Source organism: Azonexus caeni (assembly GCF_048146105.1).
GTDB lineage: Bacteria > Pseudomonadota > Gammaproteobacteria > Burkholderiales > Rhodocyclaceae > Azonexus > Azonexus aromaticus_B.
In genome coordinates this window covers 112,391-127,708 of record NZ_JBKJAD010000002.1, presented here as the reverse complement: position 1 = coordinate 127,708, position 15,318 = coordinate 112,391, and the positions used below count along the sequence as shown (strand labels likewise).

17 protein-coding genes are annotated in these 15,318 nt (G+C 64.4%); all 17 read left to right on the top strand.

The window, feature by feature from the left end; all coding sequences use genetic code 11:
• From ACLIIZ_RS03590 to ACLIIZ_RS03510, 17 genes are read left to right on the top strand one after another with little or no spacing between them, the layout of a single operon-like run.
• Positions 1 to 1,632, top strand: a complete 1,632-nt coding sequence (locus ACLIIZ_RS03590; protein ID WP_416690833.1) for a phage portal protein — start codon at positions 1 to 3, stop codon at positions 1,630 to 1,632.
• Positions 1,622 to 3,757 carry a phage major capsid protein gene (locus tag ACLIIZ_RS03585; RefSeq protein WP_416690832.1) on the top strand — a complete coding sequence of 712 codons (2,136 nt, stop codon included), beginning with the start codon at positions 1,622 to 1,624 and terminating at the stop codon, positions 3,755 to 3,757. Before ACLIIZ_RS03590 ends, ACLIIZ_RS03585 begins: the two co-directional genes overlap by 11 nt.
• Positions 3,758 to 3,801: 44 nt before the next feature.
• The gene (locus ACLIIZ_RS03580; protein ID WP_416690831.1) at positions 3,802 to 4,077 is read left to right on the top strand and encodes a hypothetical protein; all 276 of its coding nucleotides are present in this window, start codon (positions 3,802 to 3,804) and stop codon (positions 4,075 to 4,077) included.
• Positions 4,074 to 4,376, top strand: coding sequence for a head-tail joining protein (locus ACLIIZ_RS03575; protein ID WP_416690830.1), 303 nt, complete (start codon positions 4,074 to 4,076; stop codon positions 4,374 to 4,376). The genes ACLIIZ_RS03580 and ACLIIZ_RS03575 overlap by 4 nt, the downstream gene beginning before the upstream one ends.
• On the top strand, positions 4,376 to 4,804 hold the full coding sequence (locus ACLIIZ_RS03570) for a hypothetical protein (RefSeq protein WP_416690829.1): 429 nt from the start codon (positions 4,376 to 4,378) through the stop codon (positions 4,802 to 4,804). Before ACLIIZ_RS03575 ends, ACLIIZ_RS03570 begins: the two co-directional genes overlap by 1 nt.
• A gap of 12 nt (positions 4,805 to 4,816) precedes the next feature.
• Complete coding sequence (locus ACLIIZ_RS03565) at positions 4,817 to 5,575, top strand: hypothetical protein (RefSeq protein ID WP_416690828.1); 759 nt, start codon at positions 4,817 to 4,819, stop codon at positions 5,573 to 5,575.
• Between the two features lie 2 nt (positions 5,576 to 5,577).
• Positions 5,578 to 6,072: a hypothetical protein gene (locus ACLIIZ_RS03560; protein WP_416690827.1), complete on the top strand. Its 495-nt coding sequence runs from the start codon at positions 5,578 to 5,580 to the stop codon at positions 6,070 to 6,072.
• 20 nt (positions 6,073 to 6,092) lie between these two features.
• Positions 6,093 to 6,296: a hypothetical protein gene (locus ACLIIZ_RS03555; RefSeq protein WP_416690826.1), complete on the top strand. Its 204-nt coding sequence runs from the start codon at positions 6,093 to 6,095 to the stop codon at positions 6,294 to 6,296.
• 2 nt (positions 6,297 to 6,298) lie between these two features.
• Positions 6,299 to 8,704, top strand: a complete 2,406-nt coding sequence (locus ACLIIZ_RS03550; protein WP_416690825.1) for a hypothetical protein — start codon at positions 6,299 to 6,301, stop codon at positions 8,702 to 8,704.
• Complete coding sequence (locus tag ACLIIZ_RS03545; RefSeq protein ID WP_416690824.1) at positions 8,701 to 9,069, top strand: DUF2460 domain-containing protein; 369 nt, start codon at positions 8,701 to 8,703, stop codon at positions 9,067 to 9,069. The genes ACLIIZ_RS03550 and ACLIIZ_RS03545 overlap by 4 nt, the downstream gene beginning before the upstream one ends.
• A complete protein-coding gene (locus tag ACLIIZ_RS03540; protein WP_416690823.1) occupies positions 9,066 to 9,911 on the top strand; it encodes a DUF2163 domain-containing protein in 846 nt (281 codons plus the stop codon). Before ACLIIZ_RS03545 ends, ACLIIZ_RS03540 begins: the two co-directional genes overlap by 4 nt.
• Entirely contained in the window at positions 9,911 to 10,324 is a 414-nt protein-coding gene (locus ACLIIZ_RS03535; RefSeq protein ID WP_416690822.1) for a C40 family peptidase, read from the top strand. The genes ACLIIZ_RS03540 and ACLIIZ_RS03535 overlap by 1 nt, the downstream gene beginning before the upstream one ends.
• Positions 10,324 to 13,500, top strand: a complete 3,177-nt coding sequence (locus tag ACLIIZ_RS03530) for a Kelch repeat-containing protein (RefSeq protein WP_416690821.1) — start codon at positions 10,324 to 10,326, stop codon at positions 13,498 to 13,500. Before ACLIIZ_RS03535 ends, ACLIIZ_RS03530 begins: the two co-directional genes overlap by 1 nt.
• Positions 13,500 to 13,979, top strand: coding sequence for a DUF4376 domain-containing protein (locus ACLIIZ_RS03525; protein ID WP_416690820.1), 480 nt, complete (start codon positions 13,500 to 13,502; stop codon positions 13,977 to 13,979). Before ACLIIZ_RS03530 ends, ACLIIZ_RS03525 begins: the two co-directional genes overlap by 1 nt.
• Positions 13,980 to 14,004: 25 nt before the next feature.
• Positions 14,005 to 14,292 (top strand): hypothetical protein, encoded by a 288-nt coding sequence (locus ACLIIZ_RS03520; protein WP_416690819.1) that lies wholly within the window; start codon positions 14,005 to 14,007, stop codon positions 14,290 to 14,292.
• Complete coding sequence (locus tag ACLIIZ_RS03515) at positions 14,292 to 14,798, top strand: glycoside hydrolase family 108 protein (protein ID WP_416690818.1); 507 nt, start codon at positions 14,292 to 14,294, stop codon at positions 14,796 to 14,798. Before ACLIIZ_RS03520 ends, ACLIIZ_RS03515 begins: the two co-directional genes overlap by 1 nt.
• Entirely contained in the window at positions 14,795 to 15,208 is a 414-nt protein-coding gene (locus tag ACLIIZ_RS03510) for a 3TM-type holin (protein ID WP_416690817.1), read from the top strand. The genes ACLIIZ_RS03515 and ACLIIZ_RS03510 overlap by 4 nt, the downstream gene beginning before the upstream one ends.
• Positions 15,209 to 15,318: the final 110 nt, after the last annotated feature.

Sequence of the window (15,318 nt, the reverse complement as noted above, 5' to 3'; positions counted from 1 at the left end):
ATGGGAATCCTCTCCAAGCTCTTCAGTCCCCGCGAAACCGCTGCCGACCGTGCCGCCTGGCTGGATTCCGCCGTGCGGGCCGCTGGCCAGCATGCAGCCGGTGCCCGCCTGGGCGAACTCCGGCAGCGCAGCTTCGAAGCCGCCGAGACCCCTGCCTGGACCGATAGCTGGCCGACGCACGCCGCCCCAATCAATGACGACCTCGCCCGCCAGTTGCCCACCCTGCGCAGCCGTGCGCGCGGCCAGGCGCGCAACAACGAGTGGGCCACCAACTACCTGATCAAGCTCGACGACAACGTCCTCGGCGCCGCCGGCATCGTCCTGCAGATGCGGCTCAAGAAACGCAACGGCCAGCCGGACGATGCCACCAACACGCTGCTCGAAGGCGCCTGGGCCAAGTGGTGCGCCGCCGCCGATGTTGCCGGTATGCCCTGGCGCGAAGTCGAATCCCTCGCGCTCGCCAGCCTGCCGCAAGACGGCGAACTGCTCTACCGGCTGCGGCCAGGGGCAGGGCCGATGGGCATTCAGATTCAACTCCTCGCCGCCGACCTGCTCGACGTCAACCTGCGCCGCGACTACGGCGGCAACCGCGTCCGCATGGGTGTCGAGATCGACGACGACGGCAAGCCCGTCGCCTACTGGTTGCGCGCCAACAAGACCGGCGACCAGCCCTCGGACCTGATCACCGTCGGCCGCCACCTGCGCGTGCCGGCTGCCGAAATCCGCCACCGCTTCCTGCGCCGGGAGATCGGCCAGTTGCGCGGCTTCCCTTGGCTTTCTGCCGGCGCTCGCCGCCTGTGGATGCTCAGCGACTTCGAAGAGGCGGCAGCCGTCGCCTCCAGCAACGCCGCCAAGCGCCAGGGCTTCTTTGTCACGCCGGACGGCGACGCGCCGAGCGGTTTCGCCGACACCGTCATTTCCGGTGTTCTCGAAGCCGCCAAGGCCGCCGGCAAGGTGCTGACGCCCGACGAAATCCGCAGCATCACCGCCGCCGCCGAAAAATACGCCAGTACGGTGCCGGGTCAGTTCGACACCCTGCCGCAGGGCGTTGACTTCCGCCCCTACGAATCCAAGTGGCCGTCGATCAGCGCCGACGCCTACATCAAGCAACACGTCCGGGGCTGGGCCGCCGCGCGCGGCATGTCCTACGTCTCGGCCGGCAACGACCTCGAAGCGGTCAATTACTCCAGCGCCCGCGTCGGCATCGTCGAAGAGCGCGAGCACTACAAGACAATCCAGAGCGACCTGATCACCTGGCTGCACGCCGAAGTCTTTCCGTTTGTGCTGCCCTACCTGGTGCTCAATACCCCCGGCCTCAAGCCCGAGCACCTGGATCGCTACCTCGCCGCCGCCACCTGGCAGCCGCGCCGCTGGGCCGGCATCGACCCGGTCAAGGAAATGCAGGCCGCCGAAATCGCCCTGCGTCTCAAGCTCACCAGCCGCCGCCGAATCATCCTCGAACGCGGCGACGACCCCGACGAAATCGCGGCCGAAGTCCAAACCGAAGACGCCCTCTACGGCCCGATCGCCTCCAGCGGTACTCCGCCGAAAGACGAGAAAGAAGAGGGGGAGGAGGGCGACGACAAGACCACCCCGCCGAAAAAAGAAAAGGAGCCCAGCAATGACGACTGAAACCGTTCCCGTCCAGAGGCGCCAGCGCGTCGAAGGCGTGCTGCACCGCAGCCTGCCAGCCACCCTCACCATCCGCGCCGTCGAGGAAGGGCAGGCCGACGATGGCCTGCTCCGTCTGCGCCTCTCGGTCTCATCCGAAGCTCCCTACCTGCGCAGTAGCTGGTGGGATGAACCGTGGATTGAAGTTCTCGGCCACCAGGACGGCGAAGTGGATCTGACGCGCCTCAACGACGGCGCCCCGGTGCTTGCTAATCACGACCGCCGCACCGCTGTCGGCAACACGCCGCTCGCCGGCATCGGCGTCAGTGAGAAATCGTGGCTCGAAGGCATGCGCCTGATTTCCGATATTACGTTGAGCCGCCGGGAAGCCCTGGCCGATCTACGGCAGGACATCGGCGACGGGCTGGTGAAGAACGTCTCCATCGGCTACCTGATCAACGAACGCACGCTGGTCAAGGCCAACGGCGAGGGGAAGCCGGACGAATACCGCGTCACGTCATGGACGCCCTTCGAAATCTCTCTCGTCGACATCCCTGCCGATGCCACCGTCGGCCTCGGCCGTGGCCTGGACGCGCCCGACCCCCAGAACCCCCAATCCCGCTACCGCGTGATTGACCTCAACGCCCCGGCCGCCGGGGCCAACCCCTCCCAAGGAGAACGCAGCATGACTACCGTGGTTGAAACCCCGGCGGCTGACCAACAGACCGCCAACCGCGCCCTCGGCGCCACCGCTACCCCGCCCGGCAATCCCGCCGACCCGCTCGCCGCCGAACGCGAACGCGCCCGCAACATTCGCGCCCTCGGCCGTCAGTTCGAGATGGCCGGCCTGGCCGATGAAGCCATCGACGCCGGCACCTCGCTTGACGCCTTCCGCCAGCTCGTCCTCGGCAAGCTGCAGGATAAGGGCAAGATTCGCACGGCGGAGTCTCCCGAAATCGGCATGAGCCGCCGCGACATCGAAAACTTCAGTTTCTGCCGCGCCCTGCTGGCCGCCTCTGACCCGGCGCACGCCAAAGACCTGGCCCCGTTCGAAACCGAATGCAGCCGCGCCGCCCAGGACAAGCGCGGCGACAGCCGCGACAAAACCCGCGAAGCCGCCGTCACCATCCCGATCGACGTGCTCTCGCGCGGCATCATGATGGGTGAAGGCGTCGCCCAGGCGGTGGCTCGCCAGCTACTCGCCAAGGCGCAGCGCACCAGCAGCGAAGCCATGAATTATTACCGCGACCTGGTCGCCGGCACCGCCGGCGCCGGTGGCAACCTTGTTGCCACCGAACTGCTTGGCTCCAGCTTCATCGAGCTGTTGCGGCACGCGATGATCCTCGACAAGCTCGGCGTCACCTGGCTGCGGGATCTGAATGGCAATGTTGCCATTCCCAGCGCTACCGGCACCACCAGCGCCTACTGGGTTGCCGAAGGCGGCGCGCCCACCGAATCCGCCGCAGCCTTCGGCCAGGTCGTGCTTACCCCGCACACCGTCGGCGCCTTTACCGACTACAGTCGGCGCCTGCTGCTGCAGTCCTCGATCGACGTCGAAGCCTTCGTCCGTGCCGACCTCGCCGCCATCATCGGCCAGGCCATCCAGGCCGCCGCCATCAATGGCAGCGGCGCCAGTAACGAACCGACCGGCCTGCTCAATACTTCCGGCATCGGCAGCGTCGCCGGTGGCACCAACGGCGCGGCAATCACCTACGAGCACTGCGTCGACCTCGAAACCGCCATCGGCACCGCCAATGCCGACGTGGGGAATCTCGCCTACCTGGCCAACGCCAAGGTGCGCGGCAAGCTCCGGAAGACGCAGGAGTTCGCCAGCACCAACGGCAAGGCCGTCTGGGGCAAGGGCCGCGAGCGCGGCATCGGCGACGTGCTCGGCTACGACGCCGTCGTCACCAACGCCATGCCAGGCAACCTGACCAAGGGCACGAGTTCCGGCGTCTGCTCCGCCGTCGCCATCGGCAACTGGGTCGACCTGTTGATCGGCATGTGGGGCGGCCTGGACGTGATGCTCGATCCCTACACCGGCGCCACCTCCGGCACCCGCCGCGTCGTCGCCCTGCAGGACGTCGACGTCCAGTTGCGCCAGGTGGCCAGCTTTGCGGCCATGAAAGACGCCCTCACCAGCTAACCCCTTGCCCCGGCCTTGGCCGGGGCGCATGAAAGGAACACGCAATGAAGCAACTCATCATCGAGCCCTGCATCGTCAACTACGGCGACGACCGGGGCGGTGTCGACCAATCCATCGGCGACGTGGTCGACGTGCCCAAGGACGTCGCCAGCAAGCTGGCCAGCAACGGCCGCGCCCTCTACCTGGACAAGAAAGATGACCCGACCCGCGAAGGCCGCTACACGGCCAGCAAGGAAATGGTCAAAGCCGCCCAGGAACTGGCCGCCGCCAAGGCCAAGGCCGCAGCAGAAGCCAGCAAGGGAGGCGAGGGCGGCGAATGAATCCGGCTGCTGACCTGCACCTTTTCTACGCCGGTTTTCCGGCCGTAGATGCTAGCCATACCCCCAAGGGGGGCGGCACCGTCACGCCCGGGCGGGTCATTCTCGACCAGCCCGGCATGGCGCTGTTTGGCGAGCAGGTGCTGGCTACGGATTACCTGCTGCGCTTTCCCGCTGGCGCCTTCCCGGCAGTGCGGCGGGGTGACCGCTTCGTGGTCGGTGGCGTTACCTACACCGCCCGCGAAACCCCACAGCCCGGGCAGGACGGGCTGGAGCTGACCGTCCCACTGGAGAAAGCCTGATGGCCGCCAGCGTTTTCGAGCAAGCCCTTGCCCGGGTGCAGACCGCGCTGCTGGCTGCCACCCCAGCCGACGACCGCGTCGACCGCGCCCGCGACGACGCCTATGCCGACGACGAACTCCCCGCCCTCAACATCCGTCGCCAGGACACCGGCGCCGACGCCATCGGCAACGGTGGCGAGCGTCACATCCTCGCCTTCACCCTCGAATGCAATGTACAGGGCGGCGAGACCGAAGCCGACGCCCTGCACATGGACGCTCACGACGTCCTGCTGGCTGACCCGCAACTTGCCACCGCCGGCCGTGGCCTGCGCTGCACCGGCACCGAAATTCAGACCGCCGTCGCCGATTTCCCCTCGGCCCGGCTGACCGCCCGCTACCAGATTCAATTGTTCGTCCGGCCCGGCAACCTCACCCGGGCCGTCACCTAGGAGAAACGCACCATGATCAACTTCGGCACCGGCAAGCTGATTGCCGTCCCCACCAACCTGGCCGACGGCACCGCCATCGCCACCCCGACCCCCGTCATCCTCGGCACCATGCAGGATGTCTCGCTCGATCTGTCGGTGGAAATCAAGACCCTCTACGGCTCCAAGCGCTACCCGATCGCCGTCGGTCAGGGTAAGGGCAAGACCGAGATCAAGGCCAAGTATGCCGAGATCGACGGCGGCATTCTCGGCAGCCTCTTCTTCGGCAAGGCCGCAACGTCCGGCATCAAGGCGGCGGTGTTCGATGCCGGCGCCAGCATTCCGGCTGACGCGCCCTACACCCTGACCATCGCCCCGCCCAATACGGGTGATTTTGTCGGCGACCTTGGCGTCATGTTTGCCGCGACCGGTGCCCAGCTCGACCGCGTTGCCAACGCACCGGGTACCGGCCAATACCAGGTCGATCCAGCCACCGGTATCTACACCTTTGCCGCCGCCGACCAGGGCAAGGGCGTCGCCATCAGCTACGAATACAGCGCGTCCACCGGCGGCAAGGTCTGGACGATGACCAACGAGACCATGGGCTACACGCCCAGCTTCACCCTGCTGCTGCAGAACGGTTACGACGGCAAGAACCTCGTCTGCAAGCTCAACCGTTGCGTCAGCGGCAAGCTCGGCCTGCCGCTCAAGAGCGACGACTTCGCGGTGTACGACTTCGAAGCCGAAGCCTTCGCCAATGCGGCGGGCGTGCTTGGCTATATCTGTCTGTTCTGATCATGGGGGCGACCATCGTCGTTTCTCTGCCGCGCGCCGCCGGCTATCTGGCGCGGCTGCTGGCCGTGGTGCGTGCCTGGCTTTCCCGGCGCGCCTTGCTGCGTCTGGCCGGTATCCCGGTCGTGGTCCTGGAGGGGCGTGTCTATGGCGTGCGGGCCGTACCGTTCGGTGTCGCCCGCGAGTTGGTGCCGGCATTGCTGCGCTGCTCCCAGCGCTTTGCCGCCTGGCAAATCGAAGAAGCGCTGTACGACGACATCGTTCGTGTTCTGGCACTGGGCCTGCGGGAATCGCCGGCTGTGATCGAGCGCCTGACAGTGCCGCTCTGGGCGCTGGCGCCGGTGATCGAAGCCATCGCCGTGGCAAATGCTTTGCCCGTCGTGGAGGCTGGCCGGGCCGACCCGGGAAAAGTGATGGCGGCGATATTGACTGGGACGCCCTTATCGCCGCCATCGCCTCAGGCACCGGCTGGACCTGGGAGCACATTGAGCAATGCGTAACGCTGCCGCAGATTCTCATTTTGACCCGCTACTGGGAAACCGTCCCGCCCGCGCCGCAACAGCTACGCCGTATCGCCCTGGCGCTCGGGATTCCCGCCGAGACTCGACCCCGTGTGCAAACGTCTGCACGCCCGCAGGACGCCCTGCAGGAAGCGCTGGCCGCCGGGCTGCCGGTGATGGAAGGGCGCCCCGATGACCCCCTACTGGATTTTCTGGACCTCTGATCATGAGTGACAACAAGGCCAACATCACCGTCGACGGGGATATTTCACCCTTGCGTCAAAAGCTGCGCGAAGCCGGTCAAGCCTTCAAGCGTTTCGGCGATGACGGCGAGACAGCTATCAACCGGATGACCGGCCCCCTCGGTGCGCTGCAGGAGCGCTTTATTGCCGTCGGTGCGGTGCTCGCCGGTGGCGCCGTCTTCCGCGAAGCTGTGGCGCAGGCCAAGGAATGGACTGAGCAGAGTATCGACATGGCGGCGGCGCTGGGCATCAGCGCTACCGAAGCCGGGAATCTCAAGGCGGCGCTGGCCGACGAAGGGGTTGAGGTAGAAACCTTCATGGCAGCGGCGCAGAAGCTGGCAGCCAACCTCAAGAATGACGAATCCGCGCTACAGGCGGTGGGGCTCGCCACACGCGACGCCGCTGGGAATCTGCGGCCGTTGAATGCGCTGACGGTCGAGGCCATCGAGCTGACCGGACAATACAAGGCCGGGACCGATCGCGCCATTGCCGCCACCACCTTGTTCGGCAAAGGCTTCGAGATCGCTGGCGACCTGGCCAAGATTAACAGCGAGCTGATCGCAGAAAATACCGAGCGCCAGCAGGCACTGGCGGCTACGGTAACGAATGAAAGCATCGCCGCGTTTGAAGAATATGATGTGGCCAGCAAGGGCGTCGACGCCACCTTGCGCGCTATCTGGCAGACCATCGGCACCGTGCTGATGCCGGTCCTGGCGACGCTGGCCAACTGGTTTGTCAGTATCGGCCCGGCTGCTGTTGTGGCTATCCGAGGCGCCCTGGGTGGGTTGGCCTCAGCGTTTCATCTGGTCACGACCGGCGTGACGGTACTCTGGGAAACGCTGAACGCTCTGGTGGTTTCCGTGGCAGAGCCGATTCGCGCCATGGCCATGGCGATCGGCAAGGCGGTCACGGGGGATTTTGCCGGCGCTGCGGCAGAGTTGCGCGGCATCACCGGGGTCATCTCCGGCGCCTGGGGGCAGGCGTTCGACACCATGGTCGAGAAAGCCGCCAGCACTCGCGAGCGAATCTGGAACATCTTCTCCGGTGGCACGCCGACGGTTGCTGCCAAGGTCGACGGCAAGAGCGCCGAGCACCTGATCAAGACGGACCCGGCCAAGGCAACCAAGAAACCCCCTTCGCCAGCGGACACCAGCTACATGCAGTATTACGAAGCCGCGCTGGCCGAAGAGAAACGCTTGGCGGCAGAGAAGGATGCGCTGCGCGAATATAGCAAGGCTCAGGAACTCGCCTACTGGCGGACGCTGCTTGATCACGCCGATCTTTCCGGCAAGGACCGGATGGCAATTGAGCGCAAGGTTGCCGACCTGTCTGTGGTCGTCTGGCGCGATGCCGCCCGCCAGCAGCAGGCGTTGGATGTCGAGGCCCGGCGCTTTGGCGAGCAATACGCCCTGGGCGAAGTCGATGCCGCGCGGGCTGCCGCCGACGCGGCGCTGGCCGTCGGTGCGACGACCAACGAACAGCGCCTGCAGCAGGAGATCCAGTTCGAGCAGCAGCGCTACGAAATCCGCCGATCCTACGCCGAAGCCCGGCTGCAGTTGCTGGCGGCCGACCCGGAAACCAACGTCGAGGAAATGGCGCGCCTGAAGAACCAATTGCTGGAGCTGGAGCAGCAATACCAGACCGCGCGCATCGGCCTGCAAGGCCGACTCGGCGCCGAGCAAAAGCGCCTGGCGGAAGAATCAGGGCAGGTCTGGGACGCCCTGGGCAGCCGCATGTCCAGCCTCTGGGACAGCGGCATCCAGGCCATGATGAACGGCACACTGACCTGGCGTAATGCGTTCAAGGCCGTCGGCACGGAACTGGTCGGCTGGTTTGCGAATTCGGTGGTCGGCGACATGGTCAAGACTTGGCTGAAACAGCACGCCGTGATGCTTGCGGCGAAACTGGGTTTCATCAGTCAGGAAAAGGCGATGCAGTTGGCCGGCAGTGCTGCGGTGGTGGCCACTAAAACCGCCGAGACGACTGCGGTTTCAACTGCCAACGCCGTGCAGGCAGGTACCGGCGCTGCCGCCTCCCAGGCACCGATCCCCATCGTTGGTCCTGTCCTGGCCCTGGCCGCGATGGCCTCGGTCTTTGCGGCGGTGTCTGCACTGGGTGGACGCATCGCCTCGGCCTCCCGGGGGTACGACATCCCTGCCGGCCTCAACCCCATGACCCAGCTACACGAAGAGGAAATGGTGCTGCCGCAGAAATACGCTAACGTGATTCGCGGCCTGGCCGCCGGCGAATCGCAAGCCAGCGCCGGCCCGGTCTTCGCGCCGAGCATTGCCGTGACCGCGATGGATGCTCGTGGCGTGCAGCGCGCGCTCAGAGAAGGCGGGGCGCTGCACAAGGCGTTGAAAGAGTTGCACCGGGGTTTTGCAAAGTGAGCATTTTCCCCGACCTCCCAGGCGTCAAGATCGAGGCCACCTACCGGCCCGAGTTCAGCACGTTGATCCGTCGATCGACGGCGGGCAACGAATATCGCGTGGCCCAGCGATCCGCACCGAAGTGGCGGATCGCGCTGGCATTTGAGTTCCTGCGAGCCGGGGCGGAATCGGAACTGCAAACGCTGGTGAATTTTTTCCTGGCCCGCAAAGGCGCTTTCGAGGCCTTCGAGTTTACACATCCGGACAACGCCATTACTGGCCAGGGTGTCACCTTGACGGTGCGCTTCGTGAACGATGCGCAGGACTTCGAGCGTTTTCTAGATGACCTCTGGAGCGCCAGGAAAGTGGAGCTGACAACCCTGTGAAGAGCGCCTCGCCCGAACTGATCGCCATCCTGGATTCCGGCAGCTTCTACATGGCGGACCTTTACACCCTGGTGCTCAGAAGTGGTGCTGTCATTCGTATGACCGGCGCCGATACCTCGATCAGCTATCTGGGGAATGTGTTCGTGCCCGTGGCCATTATGCGCGGCCGTACCCGGCTGACCGTCGGCATCGAGGTGGATACCCTGGAGGTCGACATCCATGAGCCGCTTGCGGTTGGTTCGTCGAACCTGTTTGAACTCGCGGTCAACGGCGGGCTGTACGGCGCCACCCTGCGTGTCGAGCGCGCCATCATGGCCGTGTGGGGCGACACCTCGCCGGGCGCTGTTCACGTGTTCGACGGTCGGGTGACAAAGCCCGTGGCTGGCATTGCCGGCCTGCATTTAAGCGTTCAGTCCGAATCCGTTTTGCTCAATGTCGAGATCCCGCGCCGCTTGTATCAGCCGGGCTGTCCCTATGTGCTCTACGGCTCGGCCTGCGGAAAATCGGCGATTCCCTACACGCTGACCTGTGGCGCGGGATCAACGCGCCAGGTGCTGGAACTGTCACTGGGAGCCTATGAGATCGGACGTTTCTCCGGTGGCGTGGTGACCTTTACGACCGGCGCATTGACGGGCGTGTCACGGAGCATCAAGACGCATGACACCACCGGCACGCTGGTGCTCATGCAGGCGCTGCCCTCGTCGCCGGCCGGTTTGAAGGTCAAGCTCCGACAGGCCTGTTTCAAGACGCGCGCGGCCTGCGAAGCGCTTTCCAATCTGCCGAACTTCGGTGGCTTTCCGGACGTGCCGTTACCGGAAACCGTAGCGGGGTCCAGCCTGTGATGTCGAGTGCCGTCCTGTCAGAAGCGGAAAGCTGGCTGGGCACGCCTTACCACTCGCGGGCACGGCTCAAGGGGGTCGGCGTAGATTGCGCGATGCTGCTGGCCGAGGTCTATCACCGGACCGGCCTGATACCCCACATCGAGCCCGGCGATTACGCGCGCGACTGGCATTTACATCGCAACGATGAACGTTTTCTGCAATGGGTGCAGAGGTTCGCGGACGAAGTTGCCAACCCGCAACCCGCCGACGTGGCGCTTTGGCAAACCGGCCGCGCGTTCGGCCATGGCGCCATCGTCACGGCGTGGCCCTGGGTGATTCACGCCGTGGTGCGTAGCACGGTTCAGCGGGCGGACGTTCAGCAGTGCGCTCTGGTGTTTCGTCCCGTCCGTTTTTTTCGTATGAGGGGAATGTAATGTCGTTCGGCGGTGGCAGCGATATTCACACAGAGGACGAACGTCTATCCGGCATCCGCTTGATGTCCAGTGCATACGGTCAGCCGGTGACAATTCTGTATGGCACCCAGCGTGTCTCGCCGAACATCATCTGGTATGGTGATTTCAAGGCGATTGCCCATACGACCAGCGAGGATGTTGGCAAGGGTGGCGGCAGTTCGATTTCGCACACCTCATACACCTACACGGCGTCATTTTTAGCCGCACTGACCGAAGGGCCGATCGACGGTGTAGTGCGATCCTGGGACGGCACAACACTGCTCAGTACAGAATCGCAGACGCAGGTCGACCAAGGCTTGACGATGGGCTTCTTGCCGCCCGCCGCTGGCAGTAGCGCCCCTCAGTCGCAAACCATTCTCCATGGCACGGCGGATCAGTCGCCGTGGGCGCATCTTGCCGCCAATCATCCGGATGCCGCGCTGCACTATCGGGGCACGGCGCTGCTTGGGCGTGCCAATTACAACCTCGGCAACAGCAATAGCGTGCCGAACATGACCTTCGAGGTGCGCGGCCTGCTGGCGTCGATCAATGACGACGCCCAGCCGCATTTGTTCATTACCGATAGCCTCGCGAACGCTCGCTATGGGGCTGGATTCCCCGGTGCGCGTCTGGGCGACATGACAGCCTATCGCGCCTATACGCTGGCCGCTGGCCTGCTTTTCTCGCCGATCCTGAACGAGCGGCGCCCCATGGCCGACTGGTTGACCGAATGGGCGGAGCTGAGCAACAGCGCGGTCATCTGGTCCGATGGGCGGCTCAAGATGGTGCCGTATGGCGACGAGGCGCTGACCGGCAACGGCATCACCTATACCCCGGATGTGACCCCCCGTTACGACCTGACCGATGCCGATTTCCTGGAGCAGGATGACGGCCCGGTGGTTGTGGAAGGCAAGGGAATCGAGGACGCTTACAACGATGTTTCGGTCGAGTTTCAATCGCGCGCACTGGATTACTCGACCGATGTCGTGCAGCGCCAGGACCTGGCCAGAATCGAGGCCTACGGTCAGCGCATCGCCCCGAAGATCGTCGCCAAGGGGGTGACGCGCGCCGAAGTGGCGGCGCAGATCGCCCAGACCCGGTTGCAGCGCTATGGCTATGTGCTCAACGAATACACGTTTCGTCTGCCCTGGCGCTTCTGTCTGCTGGAGCCGATGGACCGCCTCACCCTGACCTGCCTGCCGCTCGGCATGGACCATGTGCCGGTGCGCATCATCGAGATCGAGGAAGACGAAGACGGTGAGCTATCCGTGCGCGCTGAAGACGCACCGATCGGCATTGCCACGCCGGCAGGCTACGGGGTGGCCAGCGCAACCGGTGCGGCGATTGACTACTACGTGGCCCCCGGTGATGTCGCGGATCCCGTGGCCTTCGAGCCGGCCGGCATCATGGTGTCGTCGCAGCTCGCTGTCTGGATTGCGGTGACCGGCCAATCGGCTCACTGGGGCGGCTGTAACGTCTGGGCAAGCTGGGATGACGCCAACTATCAGTTCGTTGGTACGGCACGGGGTGGGGCGCGCTATGGCACCGTGAGTGCCTTTGTCGGCGCGGCGGCTGGCGACGTGGCCTCGGTCCAGCTTGTGGGCAACGCCGGGCAGTTGCTGTCCGGTTCGTCCGCCGAGGCGGCAGCGCTGGCGACACTCTGCCTGATCGGTGACGAGTTCGTGGCGTACACCACCGCGACGTTGACCGGTGGCCAGGCTTATGACCTGACGTTGGCCGAGCGCGCTCTGCAGAACTCGACCGCGCAAACGCACAATGCTGGCGATCGCTTCGTGCGTATTGATGGCACTATCGTCAAGTCCGAAGCCCTGGACCCGGCGCTGGTGGGCAAGACCGTCCGTCTCAAGTTCACTAGCTTCAATGTCTACGGCCGGGCAGAGCAGGCGCTGTCGGATGTGATCGAATACACCTATACCATCGGCGGCGGAAACATCGTGCCGGACGAAAGCACAGCCATCGTTCGCTCGCCGGTGCCAACCTCTCCGGCCGAAGGGGCTGGCGTGTCGGCCGAACTGGTTACCCTTGCGGCGGGAGGCTACAGCTCGCGGCCGACGGGGATCGACTATCACTATGCGAGTCAGTGGCAGATCGCCAGTGATGCAGCCTTTGGCGCTTTGCTCTGGGACAGCGGCGAAACGCAGTCTGACCTTACCTCCATCCAGCCTCCGCTTGAGCTGGCGGCAAGTAGCACCTACTACTGGCGTGTTCGCTATCGTGGCGAGGTGCTCGACTGGTCCGAATGGAGCACGGTGCGCAGCTTTTCCACCGCCGCCAGCATCTCGGGCGTCTACACGCAACTGACAACAACGAATCCGCCATCTGCACGCCTGGGGCATCACATGTGCGTGGTGGGTGGCGATATTTATTGCCTGGGCGGCACTGTCGCCAGCGGCACCAGTAATCGGGAGCTTTGGAAGCTCAATACCCTGACACTCACCTGGACACAGCTTGCGAATTGTCCAGAGGATGTTGCTTACTTACTGTCGGACGCAGGCAACGTCCTGGCCCATATCTCAGGGAAACTTTACTGCCGGGCCGGCAACAGCGTTTATTCCTACGACCTGTCGACCGGCGTTTGGCAGCAACTGGCCACCGAAAATATCTATTACCCGAAGTATGTCGCCATCGGGCAGCAAATCTACATCACGGGTGTCAGTGCGACGGCGCCAGCGAAGAGGGTCTATGACCCGCAAACCAATCTGGTTTCGCTGGGGAATTGGCCCGGCGGAATTGGCTATGGAACCTGGGTCTCGGTCGGTGGCAAGGCGTATCAATTCGGTGGGCACGTATCAGGCTCTCCTCATGTTTTTTACAGTGTTTGCTGGCAGCACGACCCGGTAAGCAATACGTCAAATCAGATGGCCTCTGGGCCGTCGGCTCGTGGCGAGCATGCCTCGTGCGAACTCGGCGGTCTGATGTATGTGTATGGCGGTCAAACATCAAATGGGGTAACCACAAACGAGCTGTGGCAATTCGATCCGTTGGCCAACACATGGACCCAGTTGCCAACCGGCTTGGCCTCCGCCCGCACACGCATGGCGATGGTGGGGTGTAACAACGCCTTGTATTTGTTTGGGGGAACTTCAGGGGCGTCTTCGGGTGGCGCCAAGCTGTCCGAACTCTGGAGGATCGATTGATGACCCGCTATCGCATCGGCGAAGAGGTCGATGGGCGTCTCCTCGTCGAGTCTGACGACGGCAGTTACCGCGCCTGGCACATCGCTACCCCGACCGAAGCCGCTGCCATTGCGCTGGCGCTGAGCAAACCCGGCCTGATTGCCGAGCTGGCCGCCTGGCGCTGGGGCCGCGAAACCGCCGGCATCGAGTACCAGGGGCAGCGCATCGGCACTGGCAGGGATGACCAGGCCATGCTCAGCAGCGCCCTACAGCTTGCCGCCTTCGACCCCGATCGGCGCATTGACTGGAAAACCCCGGACGGCTGGGTGCAAATCGACGTGCCCACCCTGCAGGCTGTTGGCCGTGCCGTCGGCGAACACGTCCAAGCCTGTTTCTCGGCCGAATCTCGGGTTGCTGCACGTATTGATGCACTGGCTGCCCTGGAAGACTGCACCGAATTCGACCTGGCCGCCGCCTGGGCGGCCGAGGGCGGCCCCTGATGATCACAAGTGGAAAGGAGTAGTGATGGAAACCAATGATCGGCTGCACGCCGATGTCCGCAACCTGCGCGAAGAGGTTGGCGAAGTCAAAAACCTGCTGGAACGCCTGGTGCGGCTGGAAGAGCGCCACGCTAACACCGCCAATGCCCTGGAGCGCGCCTTTTCCGCGCTCGCCAAGATCGATGGCCGAGTCCGCAAACTGGAGCTGGCGCAGCCGGTTCAGCGCCTGGCCACCGGCTGGGTTACCAATGCAGCCTGGGCAGCGGCCGGCGTGCTCGCCATGCTGCTGCTCAGAAAGATCGGGGTGGTGTGATGGCTGAATTCCTGCCCGCTTATGAACGAATGATCCGGAACGAAGGCGGCTACAAGCTGCACAAGGTGGACGGCGACAAGGGGGGCCAGACCTACGCCGGCATTGCCCGCAACCGCTGGCCAGCCTGGCACGGCTGGCGAGATATCGACGCCGGCCAGATCCCGGAAACCGAACTCGTCCGCGAGTTCTACCGCGACAATTTCTGGAATACCGTGCGCGGTGACGAACTCTTCGACCAAGGTGTCGCAGAAAGCCTCTTCGACTTCGCCGTCAACGCCGGCGCCGGTGTTGCCATCAAGCTCGCGCAGATTGTTGCCGGTAGCACGCCGGACGGCGTGCTCGGCCCGCGTACCGTGGCCGCACTCAACCAGCTCGACGGCGCCACCTTCAAACCGATCTATGCCCTGTCCAAGCTGGCACGGTACCGCGACATCGTCACGCGTGACCGGGCTCAGGAGAAGTTTCTACTCGGTTGGGTCAACAGAACGCTTCGGGAGGCGGCATGAATCCACTACTGATCGGCGGCATCGTCGAAACCGTCGGCAAGGTTGCCGACGATCTCTTCACAAGCGACGAAGAGCGTGCCCGCCTGGCGCTCGAAGGCTACCAGGCGGAGACCAGCCGTATGGCGGGGCAGGTCGAGACAAACAAGATCGAGGCCGCGCACGCCAGCATCTGGGTTGCAGGTTGGCGCCCGGCGGTTGGCTGGGTTGGTGTGCTGTCCATGCTCTACCAGTTCGTCGTCTATCCGATGCTCACCTGGGGCTGGTCCGCCTTGCAGGCCGCCGGCTGGGTTTCCGCAGACCTGGCGCCACCGCCGATGATCGATACCGAAGCACTGTGGGTGATCTTGACCGGGATTCTCGGCCTTGGCGCCTATCGGTCGGCGGAAAAACTGAAGGGGAAAACAAACTGAAAAATTGAGAAGTAAGCGACCGACAGGGTGTTGGCGCACCCTGCCGGCCGCCGTAGCGCACAGAAACGGCTGTGAGCCTTGGCCAAGGCTTACCCACCACGCGCGTGGCC